Below are 23,929 nucleotides of genomic sequence, written 5' to 3'. Positions count from 1 at the left end.
GTGAGCCGACCCGCCGAACGGTCACTTCGCGTCGACCAGGCGTTCGTACGCCCAGACGAGACGCGCCAGCGCCGCCGTGTACTCGTCGTGGGTGCTCGTCGCATCGAGCGCGTCGGCCGCGGCGATCGCATTCTGGAGCTTGCGATACGACACCGCAGTGACGTCGTCCGCCTGGACGGCCTCGGCCTTCGCATTCCAGTCGGCGACCTGCTTGATCACCTTCCACTGCAGGTGGCCGGCGGCGGAGTTCAGCACGCGCAACGCCTCCGCGACTCCGCCGGTGGTGGCGGCGGGGTCGGCGTCGACGCTCTGCGCCGCGTCGAGCGCCCGCGTGAAGACCGCGAAGTCGGTCACGAGGTACAGGCCCGCGTCAGCGGGAAGCGCCGAGTACTTCGTGATCGCCGTCTGCAACGCCGTCTTGTCGACGACGTACTCGAGCGAGAACCAGTCGAGGTTGCCGACATAGGGCTGGGTGGCCGTCGGCGTGCTCTGCAGCGCGAAGTAGAGCGTGTTCTCGCCGGTGAGCCCGGACGGGAGCGTGACCGTCGCCGTGCCGTAGGTGCCCCAGCTCGAGCCCGTGGGCTTGAGCGGGACGGTGACGAACGGGTCGCCGGACATCTCGTCCACGTAAACGGCGAGGCGACCGTCGGCCACCTTGGTCGTCGGCGCGTCATAGCGCACGCTGAGCGTGTGCGCGCTGCGATCGCCGAGATCGACATCGCCGTACCGGATCCAGGCGCCGTTCTTCGTACCGGCGAGCTGGCCGCCCACCGATCCGGCTTCGGTCTTGAGGTCGGCACCTGAGAAGTCCGTGCCCTCGGTGAGCCCCGTGCCGGCGGCGTTCAACATGCCGTAGCCCGTGCGGATCGACTCGAACTGAACCGTCTTCGACGTTGCCGCGGCCTCCGCCGCAGACGTGAACCGGAGCGAGTCGACGTTCGCGACCCAGCTCTGGCCCGCGGCGAGTGCGCCGGTGAACACGAAGTACACGTCGTTGACGCCGGCGAGCTTCGCGATCTCGTCCGCCGTGAGCTCGCGCGTGAGCGCCGTGTAGTTCGCCCAGCCGTTCGTGGTGGGCAGCGGGATCTTGGCCACCAGCGCACCGGTCGCCGAGCCGGTGCGGATCTCGACCGCGGAGCTCGCCGACGCCGTGCCCGGATTGTGCGAGTAGTTCACGACGAGCGACTTGAGCGGCGACGCGGAGAAGTCGAGACCGCGGAACGCGAGCCATGCCCCGGGCGAGATCCCGCCCACCGTGGTTCCGCTGCCGCCGCTCTCGGTCTTGAGCGAACCACCGGACCACTGATCGTAGCTCTCGGCCTGCAGTACGCGGTAACTGTCGCCGGCGATCGCGAGACCATCGGCCGCGACCCTGATGAGGGCAGCGGCAGTGGAAAGCGTGCGCTCCGACGAGTTCTCGTCGTCCAGGGCCGACTTCGCCTTCGCAACCGCCGCCTCGAGCTTCGCGAACGTCGCTGCGGAATACCCGTCGGCCGTCACGAGGCGCGCGTCGTCGAACAGCGTCTGCAACTCGGCGCGAGTGCTCGAGGACGGCGACAACGTGAACGGCACGAGCGCCGTCGTTCCGGCACCGGTCACCTGGGCAGCCGTCGCGCCTTCGAGTGCGGAGTCGGCGAGCAGCAGGGTGAACTGCGTGCTCGTCGGGCTCTCCAGCTTGCCCTTGAACGTGATCTGGGCCGTGGTGTCGCTCATCCGCCTGACGGCGGCCGTGACGCCCCGGTCGAGACCGGGGAACGTGATCTCACCGTTCGAGAGTGCCGGACGGTTCTTGCCGGCGAACGTCGCGCCACCGCTGAGGGTGATGTCGATCGTGCTCCGCACGTCGCCCTTCGCGTCGGCCGCGAGTGTCGTCGTACTCGGTGCGAGACGGTGTCCGGCGTAGCGGACCTTGAGCGCGAGTGCACGCTCGTCGGCGCTGGGCACCGTGCCCGAGAAGGCGGCGGGCTCGAAGGTGACCGCGAGTGCGTCGGTCGAATCGTCGACGAGGTGGCGAGCAGCCGTGCCCGCCAAGGTCAGGTCGACCGAGTCCTCACCGGATTTCGTCGCCACGAGGGTCAGACCCGTCGGAACGCCGGTGACGTCGACCTGGGAAGACAGGTCCGAACCGATCTCGCCGGCGAACGTCGCCCCGCTCACCTTCACGGAGATGGCGTCGTCGATCGAACCGTCGTTCGCGCCGGACTCCTCGAAGACCTGCGATGTCGTGGAGACTGCGTCGTCCGGGTGGTACAGCGCACTGTCGACGTGGTCGTTGAGCGAGTCCGCGGCGACGCCGTCGGCTCCCCACGACGACGGGTTCGAACCCATCGTGAAGTGCAGGACGCCGCCCGCATTCATCTCCGCGGCGGTGAGCCAGGTGCGGTCCAGCGGCTGGCCGTTGAGCGTCGCGCTCTGGATGAAGTGGTTCGTCGTGCTGACGCCGGGCGCCTCGACGACGAAGTCCTTGCCGCCGGGGTAGTTGATCGTCGTGCGGTCGAAGATCGGCGTCGTGATCTGGAAGGAGTCGCCGCCCGCCATCACGGGGTACAGCCCGATCGAGCTCGACACGAAGTACCCCGACATGGTTCCCGCATCGTTGTCCATCGTCTGGAGCAGACCCTTGGGCTCGTTCTGGAACACCATGCGCTTCGACGGTGTCGTGCCACTGCCGTCGGCGGTGTACCGGACGCACACCGGTTCCGTGACCGCACGGTACGTCCAGTCCTGCGTGTTCGCGGGCTCTCCGACGTAGTTGAAGAGGAACGGGGCGTGAACCGAGATCTCGTTGGCGAAGAGGTGGAGATTGCGAGAGCAGTCGTCGGGCGCCTGGTTGCCGAAGAAGTAGTTCACGGCCTTCGCAGCGTCCTCCTTGCCGCCCATGAGATCGACCATGCCGCCGAGGTCCTGGGCGTCGTACCAGTTGTACTGCCAGAACGTGCCCTGGTAGAGGCCACTGCTCCAGCTCTCCGCGTTCTTCACCGTGAAGTCCGCCGAATCGTCGTTGCTCGAGCGCGGCATGAGGAGGCCGACTTCGTCGACACCCGCGGCGACACCGGTCGCCGCGGTCGCGTTCGCGTCCTTCTTCAGGGCGTTCTCATCGAATGCCTTCGCCCAGCGCGCGCCCTCGACGCGGTAGTGCTCGGCGTCGGCGGTCTCGCCGATCGCGTCGGCGATCACCGACAGGCCATACGCGTCGTAGGAGTAGCCGAGGAGGCCGCCGCTGACGGAGTTGAGGTTCGTCAGGCTCGCCGAGCCTCCCGTCTGTGCGACGAGCGCCGGGTAGGCCTGTTCGAGTCCCTGCAGTTCGACGCCCTTCGAGATCGCATCCGCCACGACGACCGGTGCACGCTCCCATCGCACCGTCGGCACGGACTGCACCAGGCCGCCGACCGAGCCCTTTCCGCTCTCCGCGACGCTGGCGTAGAGATCGACGAGCGACTGCACGACGTCCCGATAGACGTCGGGGAAGACCGAAGCCACGGCCGCGTACTTGTGGAAGTCGTCCCACAGCGACCACGAGTCGTAGTGCGTGTACCCCGTCGCCTCGTAGATGGCGCCGTCGGCTCCCCGATACGTCCCATCCGTCGAGGTCGCGTTCATCGGGGTGTTGGCGAGCCGGTAGAGGTGCGTGTAGAACTGGGCCTTCAGGTCACCGGTGGGGTCGTTCGTCTCGGTGGCATCGACCTCGACCTTGCCGAGGCGATCGTTCCACTCGTGCTTCGTCGCGGCACGAATGTCGTCGAACGTCTTCCCGCCGACCTCGACGGCCGCGTCGCGTTCCGCCTGCTCGGCGCTCACCGGGGAGAGCGTGATCCTGAGACCCACGTGCTCGCCGGCGGCGGCGTCGAAGTTGAGCACCGCCCCGATGTCCGTGCCGTCCTGCTTGGTCGCGGTGGAGCTGAGCCCGCCGCTCCCCCACGTCTGGACGGAGGATGTCGGAACCGTGGTCTCCGCGTAGTAGAACAACTTGTACGACGAGTTGTAGAAGAATCCGGTGAAGGATCCCGCGATCGTCGTGTTGCCGTCCGCGCTCGTGCCGATCACGAGGTCGGTGGCCTTGCGACCGTTGCCGGTGTGCTTGAGGTCGACCACGAGGGCCGCGTGTCCACCGGCATCGAAGGCGTAGTCGTGAACGCCCGTGCGAGTGGCGGCGGTCACCTGGGCGTCGATGTCCTTGCCCGACTCGTCGAGGCCGACCCGGTAGTAGCCCGCCGTGGCCGATTCGTCCTTGACGTCGTCGCTCGTGCGGATCGCCTTGTCATAGCTGCTGGTCGACGGTCGGGACGTGTAGTTCTGGTAGGTGGGTACGACGAGCACGTCGCCGGCGCCGCCTCCGCCGCCGACCCCATCGAGGGCGATGTTCGTGAAGCCCCGGAGCGTGTCCGCCGTGTACTCGTAGCCCACGTGGTTGCCGGGCGTCGTCGTCGGGGTGACGGTCGCCAGCCCGTATGGCGCGAAGGCCCCGGGGCCGTCCTGCCCGTGATCGCCCTCGGTGCCGATGAAGGGGTTGACGTACTGGGTGTAGTCCGTCGGGTCGGTTGCGGCATGCGCCGCGTTCGCCGGCCCCGCCAGGGGCACGACGACCGACGACAGCAGCGCAAGCGCGACGGTCAGGGCGACGAGTCGTGGACGGGGGGCGCGGATCGACGTGCCGGTGTTCGCCGTGGCCGGATCCGGATATGGCAGCGCTGTCATGCGGTGGACTGTAGCATACCCATCGGGCGTGCGGGTGAACTTCTCCATCACTCATCGACGCGAGCGACCCGACGCTCCACGTCATGCGCGCGGTGCCCCTCGCTACCCTTGAGGCATGCCCGCGAACAACGACGCCATCACTCCTCCCCGCACGGCCTCCGCCACCGGACTCACGACGATCGCCGGCGACGGCACGGTGCTCGACGCCTGGTTCCCAGCGCCGAGGCTCGGGGCCGAGGCATCCCCGCTCGCAGCAGAGCACGCGGCGCTCGCGGGTGACGATGCTCGCCGCAACGTGCGCGTCGACGTCGTCGAACTGACGATCGACCTCGACGCTGCACCCGTGGGCACGAGCGACGCGTACCTGCGCCTGCACGTGCTCTCCCACCTGCTCGCGGCGCCGAACACCGTGAACCTCGACGGCATCTTCGCCCACCTTCCCGCCGTGGTCTGGACCAACGCGGGCCCGGTGCATCCGACCGACTTCGACCGCTTGCGGCCCGCCCTGCAGCGCGCCGGCATCCACGCCGTCAGCGTCGACAAGTTCCCGCGCCTGCTCGACTACGTGACCCCCGAGCGAGTGCGCATCGCCGACGCCGCGCGCGTGCGCCTCGGCGCGCACCTCGCACCGGGCACGACCGTCATGCACGAGGGCTTCGTGAACTTCAACGCCGGCACGCTCGGCGCCTCGATGGTCGAGGGCCGCATCTCGCAGGGCGTCGTCGTCGGCGACGGCTCCGACATCGGCGGCGGGGCATCCATCATGGGCACCCTCTCAGGCGGCGGCACGCAGCGCGTCGTCATCGGCGAGCGGGCCCTCCTCGGCGCGAACTCGGGCATCGGCATCTCGATCGGCGACGACAGCGTCGTCGAAGCCGGCCTCTACGTCACCGCGGGCACGAAGGTCGTGCTGCATGGTGGCCCCGGCGAACGGCCGAACACCGTCAAGGCCGTCGTGCTCTCGGGCGTGCCGAACCTGCTCTTCCGCCGCAACTCGCTGAACGGCCAGGTCGAAGCGCTCTCCCGCTCCGGCGAGGGTGTGCAGCTGAACGCCGCGCTGCACGCGTAGGGACAGTCGGGTTCCGAGGCGCGTGCTCCGTCGTCGGGCGCGCCGCAGCCCGCGAAGCTCCCCCGAACCCCAGCGGTTCGGCCCACATCACAGCCCTGCAACGACCCGCCGCAACCCGAGGACTCTCGGCTACAGTTGGTGACTCGGGCCGCCATGGGGCGGCCCCTCGTCTTGCGCAGCACGAAGGAGTGGCGTGGGTACCGACGCACCGCGAACAGGCCGGCATCGGGCGATGAGATTCGTCATCGGCCTGCTCATCACCGTGCTCGTGCTGGCCGTCGTCGCGGCCGGGATCGGCTGGTGGACCGCGCAGCGCTCCTTCCCGACGACGAACGGTGCGATCGACGTTCCCGGACTCGGCGCAGAGGTGACCGTCATCCGCGACGACGCCGGCATTCCGCAGCTCTACGCCGAGACCGATCACGACCTGTTCTTCGCGCAGGGATACGTGCATGCGCAGGACCGCTTCTGGGAGATGGACTTCCGTCGGCACGTCACCGCCGGCCGGCTCGCCGAGATGTTCGGCGAGTCCCAGATCGGCACCGACACGTTCATCCGCACGCTCGACTGGCGGGGCATCGCCCAACAGGAGTACGACGCGCTCGGCGAGGTCTCGAAGGCGTACTACGACGCCTACGCCGAGGGCGTGAATGCCTACCTCGACCAGCGCGGCGGCGCCGACCTCTCGCTCGAGTACGCCGTGCTCGGGCTGCAGAATCCCGGCTACTCCCCCGAACCCTGGTCGGGAGTCGACTCGATCGCGTGGCTGAAGGCGATGGCCTGGGACCTGCGCTCGAACCTCGGCGACGAGATCGACCGCGCCATGCTCTCGACCGTGCTTCCGCCCGAAGAGGTCGCGCGCCTCCACCCCGACTTCCCCTGGGAGACCATGCCCACGATCGTGGGCGGACAGCCCGCGGCGGCCACCGCGGCGCTGTCGACGGTCCCGCTTCCGGGTGAAGCCGACACGATCGAGACGGATGCCGCCGCGGCATCCGCGCCCGACTACGTCGCCGCCCTCGCCACGCTGCGGGCGGCGATCGACGGCGTGCCCGAACTACTCGGCCCCGAGGGCGGCGACATCGGCTCGAACTCCTGGGTGGTGGGCGGTGCGCTGACCGAGTCGGGACTGCCGCTGCTCGCGAACGACCCGCACCTCGGCCCGGCGATGCCCTCCATCTGGACCCAGATGGGCCTGCACTGCGTCGAGATCACCGAGACCTGCGGCTTCGACGTCGCCGGCTACTCGTTCTCGGGCCTGCCCGGCATCGTCATCGGGCAGAACGCCGCCGTCGCATGGGGCTTCACCAATCTCGGGCCCGACGTGGCCGATCTGTACCTCGAGCGCATCGACGGCGACTCCTACGAGCTCGACGGCACGCTCATGCCCCTGACGCTCCGCGAGGAGACGATCGAGGTCGCCGGTGGCGATCCCGTCACGATCACCGTGCGATCGACGGCTCGCGGTCCGATCGTGACCGACATCGGCGACGACTTCGCGGACGTCGCGGCCGAGTACCCCGCCGCCTCCGGCCAGCCCGGAGGCGAGTACGCGGTGTCGCTGCAGTGGACCGCCCTGACGCCCGGCACGACGGCCGGGGCGATCTTCGCCCTCGACCGGGCGCAGGACTGGGAGGGCTTCCGCGCCGCTGCGGCGCTCTTCGACGTTCCCGCGCAGAACCTCATCTACGCCGATACCGCGGGCAACATCGGCTACCAGGCACCGGGCCGCATCCCCGTGCGCAAGAGCGGCGACGGTACCGTGCCCATGCCCGGATGGACGAGCGACAACGGCTGGTCGGGCACGATCCCCTTCGACGAGCTGCCCTCGGTGCTGAACCCTGCCGCCGGATACCTCGTCACGGCCAACAACGCCGCCGCCGGACCCGACGGCCCGATGCTCACGAAGGACTGGGACTACGGCTATCGCGCCGCCGGCATCGAGCGCCTGATCCGCGAACGCATCGACACCGGCGAGCCGTTCACGGTCGATTCGCTCGCCGAGATCCAACTCGACACCGGCGACGCGAACGCCGACGCCTTCCTCCCGGTCATCGCGTCGCTCGATCTCATCGGCGACGCCGGACGCGGGGCCGACCTCCTCCGCGGCTGGGACGGCAGCGCCGACGTCGAGAGCGCGCAGGCCGCCTACTTCGCCGTGTTCTGGCGCACCCTGCTCGACGATATGTTCTCCGGACTGCCCGAGTCGGCGCAGCCGCAGGGCGGCGACCGCTGGTTCAACGTCGTCGGCACCCTGCTCGGCGAACCCGAGTCCTCGTGGTGGACGAACGACGAGCTCGGCGTCGCCGGCCGCGACGCGATGATCGCGCATGCACTCGGCGCCGCCTGGGCCGAGTCGACGAGTCGCATGGGGTCGAACCCCGACTCCTGGCGCTGGGGCCGCCTGCACACGCTGACGCTCACGAACCAGAGCTTCGGCGAGTCTGGCATCGCCCCGATCGAATGGCTCTTCAACCGGGGGCCCTTCGAGCTCGGCGGCGGCTCGGCGGTCGTGAACGCGATCGGCTGGGACGCGAGCGTCGGGTACGGCGTCGACTGGGTGCCGTCGATGCGCATGGTGGTCGACCTGGCCGACCGCGACGCGTCGCGCTGGATCAACCTCACGGGCGCGTCTGGCCACGCCTTCCACGAGAACTACGCCGACCAGGCGCCACTCTGGCAGCACGGCGAGCTGCGCGACTGGGCGTTCACCCGCGAGGCCGTCGAGGCCGACGCGCAGGACACGCTCACGCTGACCCCCGCGAGCTGACCCACCCGAGACGCGAAACGCCGGCCCCGCCCGAGGGCGGGACCGGCGTTCGGTCGTGTGCTGCGGCTCAGACCGAGGGGTAGTGCCGCTCGGTCTCGCCGATGTAGAGCTGCTGCGGGCGCCCGATCTTCGTCTGCGGGTCGAGGTTCATCTCGCGCCAGTGGGCCATCCATCCGGGCAGGCGGCCGATCGCGAAGAGCACGGTGAACATGCGCGTCGGGAAGCCCATCGCCTTGTAGATGACGCCGGTGTAGAAGTCGACGTTCGGGTAGAGACGACGCTCCTTGAAGTAGTCGTCCTGCAGGGCGAACTGCTCGAGCTCCTTGGCGATGTCGAGCAGCGGGTCGGCGACGCCGAGCCCGGCGAGCACCTCGTCGGCCGACTGCTTGACGATCGTCGCCCGCGGGTCGTAGTTCTTGTAGACGCGGTGCCCGAAGCCCATGAGCTTCACGCCGTCTTCCTTGTTCTTCACGCGCTCGACGAACTTCTCGACGCCTTCGCCGGAGTCGCGGATGCGACCGAGCATCTGCAGCACGGCCTCATTGGCGCCGCCGTGGAGCGGGCCCGAGAGCGCCTGGATGCCCGCCGAGATCGAGGCGTAGAGGTTCGCACCGGTCGAACCGACGAGCCGCACGGTCGAGGTCGAAGCGTTCTGCTCGTGGTCTTCATGCAGGATGAGCAGCCGGTCGAGCGCGGTGGAGAGCACCGGGTCGACCTGGAACGGCTCCGCCATGTTGCCGAAGTTGAGCTTCAGGAAGTTGTCGACGAACGACAGCGAGTTGTCGGGGTACAGGAACGCCTGACCGATCGACTTCTTGTGCGCATAGGCCGCGATGACCGGCAGCTTCGCGAGCAGGCGCACCATGGTGAGCTCGACCTGCTCGGGGTCGTTCGGGTCGGTCGAGTCCTCGTAGTACGTCGAGAGGGCCGACACCGCGCTCGAGAGCACCGACATGGGGTGCGCCGTGTGCGGCAGCGACGAGAAGAAGCGCTTCAGGTCTTCGTGCAGCAGCGTGTGGTGGCGGATCTTCTCGTCGAACTCGCCCAGCTGGTCGGCGGTCGGCAGCTCACCGTAGATGAGCAGCCACGCGACCTCGAGGAACGTCGAGTTCGCCGCGAGTTCTTCGATCGGGTACCCGCGGTAGCGCAGGATGCCCTGCTCGCCGTCGATGTACGTGATCGCGGACCGCGTCGACGCGGTGTTGACGAACCCGTAGTCGAGCGCGGTGAGCCCGGTCTGACGGGTCAGCGTCGACACGTCGATGCTCGAGTTGCCCTGCACTGCACCATGGACGGGCAGTTCGGCGGTCGTGCTGCCGAAGCTCAGGGTCGCGGTCTGGGGGGTCTCCCCTGCCGCATTGTTCCGGACGTCGCTCACGGCGCCTCCTGTGATCGTCACTTGCGCGGTCACCTGCTTTCCGGTCTCGATCGCTCTGGCGGTCTCGACCCGAATACAGCCTAGACGGGCTCCGAACACACTGTCGCACCCGCCAACAGATCATCCTATCCGTTGGCGAGAGTCACAGTTGGCGCGGCGACACCTCACGCGATGCAGCGGATGTCACGCCGCGGCGGCGGCCCGAAGGCGCTCGGCCGCGGCGGCGATGCGCTCATCGGTCGCCGTCAGTGAGAGCCGCACATGTTCGGGGTGGTGCACGCCGTAGAAGTGGCCGGGGCCGGCGACGATGCCGAGATCGGCGAGCCTGCCGATCGAGTCCCAGCCATCGCACCCCTCGGTCGCCCAGAGGTAGAGTCCGGCCTCGCTGTGGTCGACGCGGAAGCCCGCGGACTCGAGTGCGGGCAGCAGCTGCTCGCGACGCGCGCGGTAGCGCGCCTTCTGCTCGGCGACGTGCTCGTCGTCGCGGAGCGCCGCGATCATCGCGGCCTGCAGCGGCTGCGGGAGCATGAGTCCCGCGTGCTTGCGCACGGTCGTGATGCGGCCGATGACGGTGCGGCAGCCCGCGATGAAGGCGGTGCGGTAGCCGGCCATGTTCGACTGCTTCGACAGCGAGTAGGCGACGAGCGTGTTGCGGCGGCTGTCGCCGACGACCCGCGGGTCGAGCAGGCTCGGGATCGGGGCATCCGCCCAGTCGCCCTCCCAGCCGAGCTCGGCGTAGCACTCGTCGCCGACGATGATCGCGTCGAGTTCGAGGGCGCGCTCGCGCGCGGCGCGCAACTCGTCGATCGTGAGCACGCGCCCGTCGGGGTTGCCCGGGCTGTTCAGCCACACGAGCTTCGTCGCGGCCGGCCACTCGGCGGGGTCGTCGGATGCCATCGACGTGGCGCCGACGAGCACGGCGCCCATCTCGTAGCTCGGGTAGGCCGCACGGGGGTGCACGACGACGTCGCCTTCGCCGAGTCCCAGCAGGAACGGCAGGAGCGCGACGAGCTCCTTGGATCCGACCGTGGGCAGCACGTTGGCCTCGGTGAGCCCGGTCACGCCTCGGCGGCGGGCGAACCAGTCGATGATGGCGCCGCGCAGTTCGTCGGTGCCCGTCGTCAGCGGATAGGCGTGGCCATCGGTCGCGTTCGCGAGCGCCTCGCGAACGAGCGCAGGGGTGGGGTCGACCGGCGAGCCGATCGACAGGTCGACGACCCCCTCGGGGTGCGCGGCGGCGCGCTCACGGAACGGCGCCATGAGGTCCCACGGGTAGTCGGGCAGTTCGCCGCGAGCCATGCTCAGTGCGCCTGGGGAGGGAGCACCGCGATCACGGGGTGGTCCTTCGGGATGACGCCGATCTTGGCCGCGCCGCCGGGCGAGCCGATGTCGTCGAAGAATTCGACGTTGGCCTTGTAGTAGTCGGCCCAGACGTCGGGCAGGTCGTCTTCGTAGTAGATGGCCTCGACGGGGCAGACCGGCTCGCACGCACCGCAGTCGACGCACTCGTCGGGGTGGATGTAGAGCGAGCGCTCACCCTCGTAGATGCAGTCGACGGGGCATTCGTCGATGCAGGCGCGGTCTTTGACGTCGACGCACGGAAGGGCGATGACATAGGTCACGGTGTTCGCTGTCCCTTCGAGAGGCTGGGATTCCAGTCTAGGCGTCGCGCGGCTGCCGTGACGGCAGCTTCGGCCACGCGACGACGAACACCGCGATGAGTGCGGGTGCGACCGACCAGATGGTGCCGGTGAGATCGCCCACGATCAGCACCGATCCTCCGGGCCCCGGCAGGGTGAGCACGGCGACCGCCACGATGATGCCGGCGCCGGCAGCGGCCGCGGCCGTTCGCCCGCCTGCGACGAGACGCATGCCGAGCAGCAGGGCCGCGACGCCGACGAGTGCGGCGACGAGGCCCCACGGGATCGAGACCTCGCCGAGCTGCAGCGTTGCGCGATGTCCGACCGTGCCGAGGGTGCCGTAGGCGAGTCCGACCAGGAAGGCCACGACGATCGTGCCGATTCGGCTGCTCCGGTTCGTCATTCGGGCTGCTGCGTGACGGTGTACGTGACGACCTCGCCGTCGCTCGCGAGGAGCACGATGTGCTCGCCGTTGGAGTACACGACGGCGCTCGCGGTGTCACCGTTCAGGGTGGTGTCTTCGGTGAATCCCGCGGCCTCGAGCTTCGCTGCCGCATCGGCGACGGGATCGGCCGAGCTCGACGAGACCATCACGATCCACCCTTCGGACCCGCCGGCGCCCGCGGCGAAGGTGATCTCGCCGTCGATGAGTGCGATCGATGCGGGGAAGTCGGCGGGGAGTTCGCCGCTGAGGCTGACGTCGCCGCCCGTTGCGTCTTCGATGGCGTCTTCGACGCCCTTGTTGACGAGGTCGCCGGGGTTCGGGAAGCAGCCGGTGAGCAGCGTCGCCGTCACTGCGGCGATCACCACCGCGGCGCCCGCACGGCGGTGGGTGATGGACTGTCGCATGGCGGGCTCCTCGCGTGCAGCGGTCTGGGAGACGGGGCGGGCGGCCACCACGAGGCATCCGATCGCCCCCGCTGGGAATTCTATCGCCCGACCCCGCCGAGGCGATGGCGTAGCGTGGGGCGGGACACGGAACGGGCCGTGCGGAGAGGACCGATGATGGCCGAGCCCAGCACCCACGAGAGTGCGCCCGATGTGCGCGTCGAGCGCGACGGCGGACTCGCGATCGTGACGATCGACCGCCCGAAGGCGCTGAACGCCCTCTCCCCCGACGTGCTCTCGGCCCTGCTCGGCGTCGTCGAGTCGCTCGCCGCCGAAGGCAGCGCCGTGCGCGGTGTGCTGGTCACCGGGGCAGGCGGTCGCGCGTTCGTCGCAGGGGCCGACATCCGGTCGATGGCAGGACTCACACCCGAACAGGGCGAGGAGGCGTCGCGCCTCGGCCATCGCGTGGCCGCGGCGATCGAGGGCCTCTCCGCCCCCGTGATCGCGTGCGTCGACGGCTTCGCGCTCGGCGGCGGCCTCGAGCTCGCGCTCGCCTGCGATTTCATCTACGCGACGGATGCCTCGAGCTTCGGTCAACCCGAGGTGCACCTGGGTCTCATCCCGGGCTTCGGCGGCACGGTGCGCCTCCCCCGTGCGGTCGGACTCGCCCGCGCGAAGGAGCTCATCTACACGGGCAGGCGCATCGACACGGCCGAAGCGGTCGCGATCGGCCTCGTCGTGCGGTCGTTCCCCGACCGGGAGTCGCTGCTCGCGGGGGCCAGGGCCACGCTCGCCGAAGTGGATGCGAACGCCGCGCCCGCGGTGGCCCTCGCCAAGCGCGTGCTCGTCGACGCGGCCGGGCGCCGCACGGAATCGGCGACCGACCTCGAGATCGCGGCCTTCGGTGATGCGTTCCGCACGAACGACATGCGCGAGGGCGTCGCAGCCTTCATGGAGAAGCGCGACCCCGTCTTCACCGGCGTCTGAGTCACCGAGGGCCGGTGAGGCGCCATCGGCGCCGAGCGTCCGGTCAGCCCACGCGCGACGACAGCCAGGCGACGCCGTCGAACCGCACGCCGTCGGAGCCGAACATCTCGAGGTGCAGGTGCGGGCCGGTCGACTGACCGGTCGTGCCGACGAGCCCGAGCTGCTGCCCGGCGGTGACCTGCTGCCCGACCGCGACGGCGATCGAGCCGTACTGCATGTGGGCGTACGAGCTCGTGATGAGCTCGCCGCCGATGTTGTGCTGCACCTCGACGTTGACGCCGAGTCCGCCGCCGTTCTCGGTTGCGAGCACGACCACGCCGTCGGCGATCGACATCACGGGGGTGCCGTTGCCGGGCGTGAAGTCGACGCCGTCGTGGAACGTCGAGCATCCCGAGCACGGTGCCGAACGCGGGCCGTAGCCGCCGCTGCGCTTGCCGGGGTTCTGCACCGGCCAGACGATCGCGTTCGTGTCGATGAGCTCCACGCTGCCGAGGCTCGCGACCTTCGACGTGATGGGCGGCGGTGCGGCCTCGACGTCGTACTGCTCGGCCGCGAGCTGCGACATCACGGCCTCACTGCCGACCTCGACGCTCTGCGGCGCGTACTCGATCGTGTCTTCGATCGGAGCGTAGACCGAGGCACGATCCTCCGAGCCGGTCGCGGTGACGGCCAGCGCGGGAACGCTCGTGGCGACCATCATGGCCGCGGCGAACGACATCGCGATGACGGCGAACGCCGGTCGAAGCGACGCAGTGCCGTTGCGAGCGTCGCCGGTGCGAACGTCGCCGGTGCGCGCTGCGCCCATACGGGCGAGGCTGCTCCGGATGCCGGCGGAGAGCCGGCGGGTGCGGAGTACGGGGGTGGGGCGGGCAGGGCTGGAGGTGGCCGCGCGGCGGCCGTGCTTGGGGGGAGTCATATATGGGTGCGTTACGTATTTTCTGAGTCAGGTGCGAGACAACCTCAGCTACGGTACGCACCGACTCTGGGAGGAACCTCCAATGCGCATACATGTTCCCCGCGAAACGTGAGAGCGGTCTCCCCTTGATACGACGCGAAAGATGCAACGCGAAAAGCGGATGCCCCGGGGTCGATCGACCCCGGGGCATCCGCTCGTCTGCGGTGGTGCCTGCTAGTTCTGCTTCTTCAGGCGCGACGTCGTGCGGGCACGAGCGGTCGCGTCGAGCTCGACCTTGCGGATGCGCACGGCGGCCGGCGTGACCTCGACGCACTCGTCTTCACGGGCGAACTCGAGGCATTCCTCGAGCGAGAGCTGGCGCGAGGGCGTCATCGATTCGAACGTATCGGAGGTCGACTGACGCATGTTGGTCAGCTTCTTCTCCTTGGTGATGTTCACGTCCATGTCGTCGTTGCGCGAGTTCTCGCCGATGACCATGCCCTCGTAGACCTCTTCGGTCGGGTTCACGAAGAACGTCATGCGCTCCTGCAGGGCGATGATCGCGAACGGCGTCACGACGCCCGAGCGGTCGGCGACGATGGAACCGTTGTTGCGGGTGACGATCTGGCCGGCCCACGCGTCGTAGCCGTGCGAGATCGCGTTCGCGATGCCGGTGCCGCGCGTGGTGGTCATGAACTCGGTGCGGAAGCCGATGAGCCCGCGGCTCGGCACGATGAACTCCATGCGCACCCAGCCCGTGCCGTGGTTCGACATGTTGTCCATGCGGCCCTTGCGGGACGCGAGGAGCTGGGTGATCGCACCGAGGTACTCCTCGGGGGCGTCGATCGTGAGGTGCTCGTAGGGCTCGTGCACCTTGCCGTCGACCTGCTTGGTGACCACCTGCGGCTTGCCGACGGTGAGCTCGTAGCCCTCACGACGCATCTGCTCGACGAGGATCGCGAGCGCGAGTTCGCCGCGGCCCTGCACCTCCCAGGCGTCGGGGCGGCCGATGTCGACGACCTTCAGCGACACGTTGCCGACGAGTTCGCGGTCGAGGCGGTCCTTCACCATGCGCGCGGTGAGCTTGTGGCCCTTGACCTTGCCCACGAGGGGCGAGGTGTTCGTGCCGATCGTCATCGAGATCGCGGGCTCGTCGACCGCGATGATCGGGAGGGGACGCACGTCTTCGGGGTCGGCGAGCGTGTCGCCGATCATGATGTCCTCGAAGCCCGCGACCACGGCGATGTCGCCGGGACCGGCGCTCTCGGCCGGGTAGCGGTCGAGCGCCTTCGTGAGGAAGAGCTCGGTCACGCGCACGTTCTGGACGGTGCCGTCGTGCTTGACCCAGGCGACCGTCTGGCCCTTCTTGATGGTGCCGTGGAAGACACGGAGCAGGGCGAGGCGACCGAGGAACGGCGACGCGTCGAGGTTCGTGACGTGCGCCTGCAGCGGGTGCGCGTCGTCGTAGGTCGGCGCCGGGATGTGCTGCAGGATCGCCTCGAAGAGCGGCTCGAGGTCTTCGTTGTCGGGGAGCTCGCCGTTGCCGGGCTTGTTGTGGCTCGCAGCACCGTTGCGGCCCGAGGCGTAGACGACCGGCACGTCGAGGATCGCGTCGAGGTCGAGGTCGGGCACGTCGTCGGCGAGGTCGGAGGCGAGGCCGAGCAGCAGGTCCTGGCTCTCGGCGACGACCTCGTCGATGCGCGCGTCGGGACGGTCGGTCTTGTTGACGAGGAGGATCACCGGCATGCGGGCCTCGAGCGCCTTGCGGAGCACGAAGCGGGTCTGCGGCAGCGGGCCCTCGCTCGAGTCGACGAGAAGGACGACGCCGTCGACCATCGACAGACCGCGCTCGACCTCGCCGCCGAAGTCGGCGTGGCCCGGGGTGTCGATCACGTTGATCGTGATCGGACCATCGGTGGCGTGTGCGCCCTGGTAGGTGATCGCCGTGTTCTTGGCGAGGATCGTGATGCCCTTTTCGCGCTCGAGCTCGTTCGAGTCCATCGCGCGCTCTTCGACGTGCGCGTGCGCGTCGAACGAGTGCGTCTGGTTGAGCATCGCGTCGACGAGCGTGGTCTTGCCGTGGTCGACGTGTGCGACGATCGCGACGTTTCGCAGATCGTTCCGGGTGGCGTTGGCCATGTTTGGTCCTCGAGGGTGCCGGCCCCCCGTCGCCCCCGAGCAAGAGATCAGCGCACGGAGACAGCGTGGAAGCGCTGAGATGAAGGTCTGTGGGGAGCGCAGGATGCCGCAGTGACGGCGTGCGCCCCTCTAGCGTACCCTGCCCCGCGCCCTGTGAAGCTGAGAACGCGAAAGCGCCCGGCCTCCGAGTGATCGGATGCCGGGCGCTCGCGTGGCGCGACTGCCGCTCGGTGCCTAGGCGCCGAGCTCGATGCTCGCTCCGGGGATCGCCGCGAGGAGATCCTTGGTGTACTGCTCCTGCGGGTTGTCGAACACCTCGTCGGTGGTCGCCGCCTCGACGATGCGACCCTTCTGCATCACGCAGACGTGGTCGGCGATGACGCGCACGACCGCGAGGTCGTGCGTGATGAAGAGGTACGTCAGGCCGAGTTCGGCCTGCAGATCGGCGAGCAGGCGCAGGATCTGAGCCTGCACCAGCACGTCGAGCGCCGACACGGCCTCGTCGAGCACGACGATCTCGGGCTTCAGTGCGAGTGCACGCGCGATGGCGATGCGCTGGCGCTGGCCGCCCGAGAGCTCGTTCGGGTAGCGGCTGATGAGCGTGCGCGGCAGCGACACCTGGTCGAGCAGCTCGTAGACCCGCTCACGACGCGAGGCGTTGGTGCCGACCTTGTGGGTGAACAACGGCTCGGCGATGGTGTTGCCGATGTTGCGCAGCGGGTTCAGCGAACCGTACGGGTCCTGGAAGACCGGCTGCATGCGGCTGCGGAGGTTGAAGAGCTCCTTGCCGGTCACGCTCGCCAGGTCTTTGCCGCCGACGACGATCTTGCCGCTCGTCGCGTCTTCGAGCTTCAGCAGCATCTTCGCGACGGTCGACTTGCCCGAGCCCGACTCGCCCACGAGCGCCATGGTGGTGCCCTTGGGAATCTGGAACGAGACCTTGTCGACCGCGGTGAAGTCGCCGGAGCCGCGGATCTTGAAGACCTTGGTGAGGTCTTCGACCACGATCGCCGGTGCTGCAGCCGGCGCTGCGGCCAGCGCCTCGGCACGCGCCTCGGCGGTCGCGATCAGGTCGATCGCGTCGCCTGCGGCATGTGCTGCACCCTCGGCCATCGACGACTCGGCGGCCGCGATCGAACCCGTCGCCTGGATGCGACGCGAGGCGAGGCTCGGCGCCGCGGCGACGAGACGCTGCGTGTACGGGTGCTGCGGGTTCTGCAGGATCTCGACCGACGGACCCGACTCCACGACGCGGCCCTTGTACATGACCACGAGCTGCTCGGCGCGCTCGGCGGCGAGGCCGAGGTCGTGCGTGATGAACAGCAGGGTCGTGCCGAGTTCACGGGTGAGCGACTCGAGGTGGTCGAGGATGACGCGCTGCACCGTGACGTCGAGCGCCGAGGTCGGCTCGTCGGCGATGAGCAGCTGCGGGTTGGCCGCGAGCCCCATGCCGATCAGCACGCGCTGGCGCATGCCGCCCGAGAACTGGTGCGGGAACTGCCGCATGCGACGGTCGGCGTCGCCGAGGCCCGCCTGCTTCAGCACCTGGATGGCGCGCGCCTTGACCTCTTTGCGGCCGGTGGCGATGCCGTTGGCCTTGATGGCCTCCTCGACCTGGAAGCCGATCGACCACACGGGGTTGAGGTTCGACATCGGGTCTTGGGGGACGAAGCCGATCTTGCGGCCGCGGACGACCTCCATGTCCCGCTTCGACGCCTTGGTGAGGTCCTGCCCGTCGAGGAGGATCTGACCGCCCGAGACATGCCCGGTGCCCGGGAGCAGGTTGATGATCGCGTGCGCGGTCGTCGACTTGCCGGAGCCCGACTCTCCCACGATCGCGAGGCTCTGCCCGCGGTAGAGGGTGATGTTCACCCCGTCGACGGCCTTGACGAGACCGTCCTGGGTGTTGAAGCCGACCTGGAGATCCTTGATCTCGAGGAGCGGCCGTTCGGCGCCGGAGGCGCGTTCTGTTTGCACGTTCGATCCGTTCGAAGTCTCGCTCATCGCTGTGCCCTCGCCTTCGGGTCGAGCGCGTCGCGCACGACCTCGCCGAGCATGATGAAGCTCAGCACGGTGACCGACAGTGCGATCGAGGGCAGGATCAGCGTCTGGGGCGCGGTGCGCAGCGAGGTCTGGGCCTGGCTGATGTCGTTGCCCCACGACATGATGTCGGTCGGCAGTCCGACGCCGAGGAACGACAGGGTCGCCTCGGCGACGATCGCGCCGGCGAGCGAGATGGTCGTGATGACGAGCACCGGTGCGATCGAGTTCGGCAGCACGTGGCGCAGCAGGATGCGGAATCGCGAGACACCGAGTGCCGTCGACGCCATGACGAAGTCGGCGTTCTTCACCCGCAGGATCTCGGCTCGCAGCACACGTGCAGTCGCGGGCCACGCGAACAATCCGATCGCGAGCGAGATCACCCACACGTTCCGGTACTGGGAGAGCACCGACATGATGACGACGGCGGCGAGGATGTAGGGGATCGAGAAGAAGATGTCGCCCAGGCGCGAGAGCACCGAGTCGAGCCATCCGCCGTAGAAGCCCGCGAACGCACCGAAGACGATGCCGAGCAGCGCCACGAGGAACGTCACGATGAGGCCGACGGCCAGCGACGTCGACGTGCCGTGGATGATGCGCGAGTAGATGTCGCAGCCCTGCTTCGTGAACCCGAGCGGGTGACCCTCGGTCGGCCCCGCGTTGCTGTTCGCGAGGAGGCAGCCGTTGTTCGGCGGCGTCTGCGTGAACAGGCCGGGGAACAGCGCGACGACCACGACGAGGAGGATCAGCACGGACGAGATCCAGAACATCGGGCGCTTGCGCACGTCGTTCCAGGCGTCGGTCCACAGGTTCGACGGCTTGCCCTCGGCCTTGACGGAGTCGATGGCGACGAGCGGCGTCTCTTCGAGCGGCGCGACGTAGTGCTGCTGGTCTGGTCTGGTGTTACTTGGCATAACGGATCCTCGGGTCGAGAACGGCGTACAGGAGATCGACCAGCAGGTTCACCACGAGGTAGATCAGCACCATGATCGTCACGAAGGAGACGACGGTCGGTCCCTCACCTCGGATGATCGCCTGGTAGAGCGTGCGGCCGACGCCGGGCACGTTGAAGATGCCCTCGGTCACCGTCGCGCCGACCATGAGCGTGCCGAAGTCGACGGCGAGGTAGGTGACGACGGGGATGAGGGAGTTGCGCAGGATGTGCACGGGGACGATGCGCCCACGGGAGAGGCCCTTGCTCGCTGCGGTGCGAACGAAGTCCTGCCCGTCGGTGTCGATGACCGACGCCCGCGTCAGTCGAACGATCTGGGCGAAGCTGATGGTGGCCAGCACGATGGCCGGCAATATCAGGTCTTGCGTTGGAGCCCCTGGCCCGACGGTGGTTCTGAACCACCCCAGATAGATGCCGAAGAACCACTGCATCACGAACGCGAGCACGAAGATCGGCAGCGAGATCAGGATGAGGCTCACGACGAGCGAGCTCGCGTCGAAGATGCCGCCCTTGCGCAGGCCCGAGACGAGGCCGATCGAGATGCCGGCGACCATTTCGAAGAACACTGCCATCGCCGCGAGGCGGAGCGTGACCGGGAACGTGTCCATCAGGATCTCGGAGACCGGCTGACCCGAGAACGAGACACCGAGGTCTCCCGTGAAGATGTTGCCGAGGAAGATCAGGTACTGGACGATGAACGGCTTGTCAAGGTTGTACCGCTCACGCAGGGCTTCGATGACCTGCGGGGGTGGAGTCTTGTCGCCGAACAGCGCGACGATCGGATCGCCGGGCATGGCGAAGACCATGAAATAGATCAGGAACGTGGTGCCGAGCAGGACAGGGATCGCCTGCAGCAGTCGGCGCAGGATATAGCCGGCCATGGATCAGGCCCTGCGTTCTGCGAATGTGGACATGTTGAAAGAAACCTCACCGTTTGCGAGTTCGACTCCACGATGCTACGCCGATCAGGTGAACACCGTGGATACGTGGGAGTGGGGCGGCAGCCTGCTCGGCTGCCGCCCCACGGGCGCCTCAGAGTATAACCCCGAGTCGTCCTTGATCGAGAACTACTCGCTCTTGGTGATCTGGTTGTACAGCGGCACCGAGTTCCAGCCGAACTCGACGTCGTTGACGACCTCGCTCCAAGCGCCGTTCACCGTGGAGTACCACAGCGGGACGGCCGGGAGGTCCTGGAACAGGATCTCCTGCGCGGACTGGAACTTCTCGTTCGCAGCAGCGATGTCGGTCTCGGAGAGGCCCTCCTTCAGGAGCGTGTCGACCTCGGGGTTCGAGTAGTCGCCATCGTTCGAGCCGGCACCGGTTCCGTAGAGCGGGCCGAGGAAGTTGAAGAGCGCCGGGTAGTCCGCCTGCCAGCCCGAACGGAAGGCCGTCTGGATGGTGCGGTCGGTGATCTTGGTGCGCGCCTCAGCGAACGTGGGGTACGGGTCGCCGGCGGCGTCGATGCCCAGGTCGTTCTTCAGGCCGTTCGCCACAGCGTCGACCCAGGCCTGGTGGCCACCGTCAGCGTTGTAGGCGATCTTGAAGGTGCCGTCCCAAGGAGCGATCGCGTCGGCCTCGGCCCACAGCTTCTTCGCCTCTTCGGGGTTGTAGTCGAGCACCTCGGAGCCGGGGATCTCTTCCGAGTAGCCGTCGATGACCGGCGACGTGAAGTCGTGCGCCGGGGTGCGGGTGCCGGCGAAGATCACGTCGGTGATCTCGTCGCGGTTGATCGCCATCGAGATCGCCTGGCGGCGGAGGTTGCCCTCTTCACCCGAGAAGTGCGGGAGACGCGCAGGGATCGTGAACGACTGGAAGATCGCAGCGGCCTGCGTGACCGAGCGGTCGCCGAACTCGTCCTGGAAGGTGGCCAGAGCCGAGTCGGGGATCGCGTCGAGCACGTCGAGGTTGCCGCCCTGGAGGTCGGCGTACGCGGCGTCCTGCGAGGCGTAGAAGATGATGTCGAGACCACCGTTGACCGCCTTGCGGGGGCCGTCGTAGTCGGGGTTCACGACGAGGTCGATCTTCTCGTTGTGCTTCCAGGCGCCTTCGCCGTCGAGCATGTACGCGCCGTTGCCGACCGGGTTCTCACCGAACGTGGCGAGGTCCTCGAAGGCCGACTCGGGCAGCGGGTAGAAGGCCGAGTAGCCGAGACGCAGCGGGAAGTCCGACTCGGGCTGGTTCAGCTCGACGGTGAACGTGGTGTCGTCGACGACCACGAGACCGGGAAGCTCGGGAACCGACTCCTCGTAGCTGAAGCCCTTGATGGACTCGAAGAAGTACTGCGACAGCTGCTCGTTGGCAGTGTCAGCGCCGTAGTTCCAGGCGTCGACGAACGAAGCCGCGGTGACGGGCTCGCCGTTCGTGAACTTCTGGTCGGCCTTGAGCTTGATCGTGTAGTTCTGCGCGTCGTCGGTCTCGATGGACTCGGCGACATCGTTGTGCGCAGCGCCCTTGGCGTCGTAGTAGACGAGACCTGCGAAGATCGCGTCGAGGATCTTGCCGCCACCGACCTCGTTGGTGTTGGTGGGGATCAGCGGGTTCTGGGGCTCGGAGCCGTTGGTCGTGATGACCGCGGTGGCATCGCCAGCAGGGGCCGACGGGTCAGCACCGCCGCTCGTGCAGCCTGACAGCGTCAATGCGCCGGCGGCAGCAAGAGCAATGGCTGCAACGCCGATTCTCTTGATCTTCAATGTTCCTCCTGTGAGATATGCGACGACAACACGGCTCGTGGCCGCGCTGGAGCGCTGGTAGATCGAGACTATGAACCTCACCTCCGGTAAGCAAACCAGAAGGGCAAACCGTTACCGACGCGCAACCTAGCGACACACACCTCGGCGGATTCCGGCGCGAATCCGCACGAATGTTGCGTCTGAGCCGCTCATGCGATGATTGCCGCATGTCTTCTGCACGGCGGCTGCGGCTCGAGGTCGTCATCGTGCTCGGACTCTCGCTCGGGGCATCCGCCGTCTACTCGATCGTCTCGATCATCGCGAAGGTCACCGCCGAGACCCCGCTCGGCGAGCAGTCGGTCGCACTGAACCCCTCTCGTGCGCCCCGTGAATGGCTCGATTTCACCTACCAGTTCCTCGACGTCTTCTTCGGGCTCTTCGCCGTCGCGCTCGTGCTCTACCTGCTCTGGGCTCCCGGTACGAACCCGTTCCGCTGCATCGGCCTCGACCTGACGAGACCGGGTCGCGACGCGGCATCCGGTGTGCTGCTGGTGCTCGCCATCGGCGTGCCGGGGCTCGCGCTCTACGCGCTCGGCCGCTCGGGAGGCATCACCGTCGCGGTCGAGGCGTCACCGGCCGACTGGCTGTGGTGGACGGTGCCGATCCTCGTGTTCCGGGCGCTCGAAGCGGCGCTGACCGAGGAGGTCATCGTCGTCGGCTACCTCTTCACCCGATTCAGGGAACTCGGCGTCGGACCGTGGGCGACGATCCTCTCGAGCGCCGTGCTGCGCGGCACCTACCACCTCTACCAGGGCTTCGGACCGTTCTTCGGCAATGTCGCGATGGGCGTCGTCTTCGGCTGGTGCTACCAGCGCTGGGGGCGCACGATGCCGCTCGTCATCGCCCACTGGATCCTCGACGTCGTGTCGTTCGTCGGCTATCCGCTCGCGGTCGGCTGGTGGCCGGAGTTCTTCGCCGTCTCTGCCGGCTGAGCGGTTCGCACAGGCTGATCCGCGCGAACCGGATGCCGCGTGCGGGTCGCCCTCGGCACGTGCTCGCTGCGTCCGAGTGCGACGACCGTCGCGGGCATCGGCGGCAGCGCCTCCTCGGCGGCCTCGACCCGCAGGTCGGAGTCGGTGCCGCGCACACGCGCCAGGTCGAGCCCGCTGCGCCGAGACGGCGAGCAGACGGGCGAGTAGAAGCCCTCGTCGCCGAAGACGCTGCCGCTCGCGAAGTCGGTGATCGACTGGGCCCTGCGCAGCGCCTCGGCCGTGGCCGGGTCGCGTCGCTGGAGGAGGCCCGCTCGCTGCTCGAGACCGAGGCCGCGGCCCGCGAGCACCGAAGTGCCGACGAGCAGCCCCACGAACCCGACGGTCGTGAGCACCGTGATCAGATCGACGGACATCATGCCCCCTCTGCTTCGAGAGAACCCGGGCCCTCCGACAGAACCCGCGGGTAATTTCGAGAGAACCTCAGTGTACTCCCGGGGGCCCTGCTCGGGGTCGCCCTGATCCCTCGATCCGTGGCGCTCGCGAGCATGGAGGCACCCCTCGATGCGAGGGCGCCGGCCCCGCTGCCGGACACCAGAGACGGAACGGAACCATGTCACTCGCCGCAGCATTCGCCGCAGGCCACCTCGCCGCCCGCGCCTCCGACCGCCGCTTCCGCGCGACCGAGGCCGAGATCGACGCGGCGCACGAGCGCGTCGCCGCCCGGCGCAGCGCCCTCGTCACGGTCGCCGCGCCCGGCCCGGCTCCGGCGCGCGGCCGGCGCGACTACACGGAGCACGGTCGCCACGCCGCGCCGCGCCCCGCCTAGTCCTCCGATGCCGTCAGCCGCCGCCGACCCCGTGCCGGGGTCAGCGGCT

General features: G+C 68.5%; 18 protein-coding genes. 5 read left to right on the top strand and 13 right to left on the bottom strand.

Translation table 11 applies throughout. From position 1 onward, the window contains the following. Window positions 1-21: 21 nt before the first annotated feature. Entirely contained in the window at window positions 22-4,695 is a 4,674-nt protein-coding gene (locus tag BJY17_RS18065) for a GH92 family glycosyl hydrolase (protein ID WP_179552596.1), read from the bottom strand. Between the two features lie 115 nt (window positions 4,696-4,810). Here BJY17_RS18065 and dapD point away from each other — a divergent pair, with 115 nt between their 5' ends. Beyond that, complete coding sequence (gene dapD, locus BJY17_RS18060) at window positions 4,811-5,764, top strand: 2,3,4,5-tetrahydropyridine-2,6-dicarboxylate N-succinyltransferase (RefSeq protein ID WP_179552595.1); 954 nt, start codon at window positions 4,811-4,813, stop codon at window positions 5,762-5,764. A gap of 232 nt (window positions 5,765-5,996) precedes the next feature. Then, the gene (locus BJY17_RS18055) at window positions 5,997-8,534 is read left to right on the top strand and encodes a penicillin acylase family protein (protein WP_179552594.1); all 2,538 of its coding nucleotides are present in this window, start codon (window positions 5,997-5,999) and stop codon (window positions 8,532-8,534) included. A 67-nt stretch (window positions 8,535-8,601) separates the two neighbouring features. On the opposite strand, the gene BJY17_RS18050 is transcribed toward BJY17_RS18055, so the two are convergent. The 5 genes from BJY17_RS18050 to BJY17_RS18030 all read right to left on the bottom strand — a co-directional run bounded on the left by BJY17_RS18050 (window position 8,602) and on the right by BJY17_RS18030 (window position 12,401). Then, complete coding sequence (locus BJY17_RS18050; RefSeq protein WP_179552593.1) at window positions 8,602-9,912, bottom strand: citrate synthase; 1,311 nt, start codon at window positions 9,910-9,912, stop codon at window positions 8,602-8,604. A gap of 183 nt (window positions 9,913-10,095) precedes the next feature. Further along, window positions 10,096-11,211 carry a succinyldiaminopimelate transaminase gene (gene dapC / locus BJY17_RS18045; RefSeq protein WP_179552592.1) on the bottom strand — a complete coding sequence of 372 codons (1,116 nt, stop codon included), beginning with the start codon at window positions 11,209-11,211 and terminating at the stop codon, window positions 10,096-10,098. 2 nt (window positions 11,212-11,213) lie between these two features. Beyond that, window positions 11,214-11,534 carry a ferredoxin gene (gene fdxA, locus BJY17_RS18040; protein ID WP_074261420.1) on the bottom strand — a complete coding sequence of 107 codons (321 nt, stop codon included), beginning with the start codon at window positions 11,532-11,534 and terminating at the stop codon, window positions 11,214-11,216. Window positions 11,535-11,571: 37 nt separating this feature from the next. Beyond that, window positions 11,572-11,955, bottom strand: coding sequence for a DUF6113 family protein (locus tag BJY17_RS18035; protein ID WP_179552591.1), 384 nt, complete (start codon window positions 11,953-11,955; stop codon window positions 11,572-11,574). Continuing rightward, window positions 11,952-12,401: a hypothetical protein gene (locus BJY17_RS18030; RefSeq protein ID WP_179552590.1), complete on the bottom strand. Its 450-nt coding sequence runs from the start codon at window positions 12,399-12,401 to the stop codon at window positions 11,952-11,954. Before BJY17_RS18030 ends, BJY17_RS18035 begins: the two co-directional genes overlap by 4 nt. Window positions 12,402-12,557: 156 nt before the next feature. Between BJY17_RS18030 and BJY17_RS18025 the strand changes: the two genes are divergently transcribed. Beyond that, a complete protein-coding gene (locus BJY17_RS18025; RefSeq protein ID WP_179552589.1) occupies window positions 12,558-13,367 on the top strand; it encodes an enoyl-CoA hydratase/isomerase family protein in 810 nt (269 codons plus the stop codon). A gap of 43 nt (window positions 13,368-13,410) precedes the next feature. On the opposite strand, the gene BJY17_RS18020 is transcribed toward BJY17_RS18025, so the two are convergent. The 6 genes from BJY17_RS18020 to BJY17_RS17995 form a co-directional block, all read right to left on the bottom strand. Continuing rightward, the gene (locus BJY17_RS18020; RefSeq protein ID WP_179552588.1) at window positions 13,411-14,283 is read right to left on the bottom strand and encodes a M23 family metallopeptidase; all 873 of its coding nucleotides are present in this window, start codon (window positions 14,281-14,283) and stop codon (window positions 13,411-13,413) included. A gap of 213 nt (window positions 14,284-14,496) precedes the next feature. Then, the gene (typA, locus tag BJY17_RS18015; protein WP_074261425.1) at window positions 14,497-16,401 is read right to left on the bottom strand and encodes a translational GTPase TypA; all 1,905 of its coding nucleotides are present in this window, start codon (window positions 16,399-16,401) and stop codon (window positions 14,497-14,499) included. A gap of 234 nt (window positions 16,402-16,635) precedes the next feature. Beyond that, on the bottom strand, window positions 16,636-18,405 hold the full coding sequence (locus BJY17_RS18010; RefSeq protein ID WP_179552587.1) for a dipeptide ABC transporter ATP-binding protein: 1,770 nt from the start codon (window positions 18,403-18,405) through the stop codon (window positions 16,636-16,638). Beyond that, window positions 18,402-19,355 (bottom strand): ABC transporter permease, encoded by a 954-nt coding sequence (locus BJY17_RS18005; protein WP_179552586.1) that lies wholly within the window; start codon window positions 19,353-19,355, stop codon window positions 18,402-18,404. The genes BJY17_RS18010 and BJY17_RS18005 overlap by 4 nt, the downstream gene beginning before the upstream one ends. Then, on the bottom strand, window positions 19,345-20,274 hold the full coding sequence (locus tag BJY17_RS18000; protein WP_074261428.1) for an ABC transporter permease: 930 nt from the start codon (window positions 20,272-20,274) through the stop codon (window positions 19,345-19,347). Before BJY17_RS18000 ends, BJY17_RS18005 begins: the two co-directional genes overlap by 11 nt. A gap of 186 nt (window positions 20,275-20,460) precedes the next feature. Continuing rightward, window positions 20,461-22,083: a peptide ABC transporter substrate-binding protein gene (locus tag BJY17_RS17995; protein ID WP_179552585.1), complete on the bottom strand. Its 1,623-nt coding sequence runs from the start codon at window positions 22,081-22,083 to the stop codon at window positions 20,461-20,463. Between the two features lie 206 nt (window positions 22,084-22,289). Between BJY17_RS17995 and BJY17_RS17990 the strand changes: the two genes are divergently transcribed. Beyond that, window positions 22,290-23,054 carry a CPBP family intramembrane glutamic endopeptidase gene (locus BJY17_RS17990; RefSeq protein WP_179552584.1) on the top strand — a complete coding sequence of 255 codons (765 nt, stop codon included), beginning with the start codon at window positions 22,290-22,292 and terminating at the stop codon, window positions 23,052-23,054. Here BJY17_RS17990 and BJY17_RS17985 read toward each other — a convergent pair. Further along, a complete protein-coding gene (locus BJY17_RS17985) occupies window positions 23,000-23,467 on the bottom strand; it encodes a hypothetical protein (protein ID WP_179552583.1) in 468 nt (155 codons plus the stop codon). The two genes, BJY17_RS17990 and BJY17_RS17985, sit on opposite strands and share 55 nt — an antisense overlap. A 197-nt stretch (window positions 23,468-23,664) precedes the next feature. On the opposite strand from BJY17_RS17985, the gene BJY17_RS17980 reads away from it, so the two are divergent. Further along, window positions 23,665-23,880 carry a hypothetical protein gene (locus BJY17_RS17980; RefSeq protein WP_179552582.1) on the top strand — a complete coding sequence of 72 codons (216 nt, stop codon included), beginning with the start codon at window positions 23,665-23,667 and terminating at the stop codon, window positions 23,878-23,880. The last annotated feature ends 49 nt before the right edge of the window (window positions 23,881-23,929 follow it).

Origin of the sequence: Agromyces hippuratus (assembly GCF_013410355.1) — a bacterium.
In the GTDB taxonomy this organism is placed as follows: Bacteria; Actinomycetota; Actinomycetes; order Actinomycetales; family Microbacteriaceae; genus Agromyces; species Agromyces hippuratus.
The sequence above is the reverse complement of the archived record's forward strand: the minus strand, read 5'-3'. Positions and strand labels throughout refer to the sequence as shown.

Bases quoted from the DNA above. Each gene is read 5' to 3' on its own strand.
- BJY17_RS18065 (WP_179552596.1), bottom strand. From the start codon at position 4,695: ATGACAGCGCTGCCATATCCGGATCCGGCCACGGCGAACACCGGCACG.
- dapD (WP_179552595.1), top strand. From the start codon at position 4,811: ATGCCCGCGAACAACGACGCCATCACTCCTCCCCGCACGGCCTCCGCC.
- BJY17_RS18055 (WP_179552594.1), top strand. From the start codon at position 5,997: ATGAGATTCGTCATCGGCCTGCTCATCACCGTGCTCGTGCTGGCCGTC.
- dapC (WP_179552592.1), bottom strand. From the start codon at position 11,211: ATGGCTCGCGGCGAACTGCCCGACTACCCGTGGGACCTCATGGCGCCG.
- BJY17_RS18035 (WP_179552591.1), bottom strand. From the start codon at position 11,955: ATGACGAACCGGAGCAGCCGAATCGGCACGATCGTCGTGGCCTTCCTG.
- BJY17_RS18030 (WP_179552590.1), bottom strand. From the start codon at position 12,401: ATGCGACAGTCCATCACCCACCGCCGTGCGGGCGCCGCGGTGGTGATC.
- BJY17_RS18025 (WP_179552589.1), top strand. From the start codon at position 12,558: ATGGCCGAGCCCAGCACCCACGAGAGTGCGCCCGATGTGCGCGTCGAG.
- BJY17_RS18020 (WP_179552588.1), bottom strand. From the start codon at position 14,283: ATGACTCCCCCCAAGCACGGCCGCCGCGCGGCCACCTCCAGCCCTGCC.
- typA (WP_074261425.1), bottom strand. From the start codon at position 16,401: ATGGCCAACGCCACCCGGAACGATCTGCGAAACGTCGCGATCGTCGCA.
- BJY17_RS18010 (WP_179552587.1), bottom strand. From the start codon at position 18,405: ATGAGCGAGACTTCGAACGGATCGAACGTGCAAACAGAACGCGCCTCC.
- BJY17_RS18005 (WP_179552586.1), bottom strand. From the start codon at position 19,355: ATGCCAAGTAACACCAGACCAGACCAGCAGCACTACGTCGCGCCGCTC.
- BJY17_RS18000 (WP_074261428.1), bottom strand. From the start codon at position 20,274: ATGGCCGGCTATATCCTGCGCCGACTGCTGCAGGCGATCCCTGTCCTG.
- BJY17_RS17990 (WP_179552584.1), top strand. From the start codon at position 22,290: ATGTCTTCTGCACGGCGGCTGCGGCTCGAGGTCGTCATCGTGCTCGGA.
- BJY17_RS17985 (WP_179552583.1), bottom strand. From the start codon at position 23,467: ATGTCCGTCGATCTGATCACGGTGCTCACGACCGTCGGGTTCGTGGGG.
- BJY17_RS17980 (WP_179552582.1), top strand. From the start codon at position 23,665: ATGTCACTCGCCGCAGCATTCGCCGCAGGCCACCTCGCCGCCCGCGCC.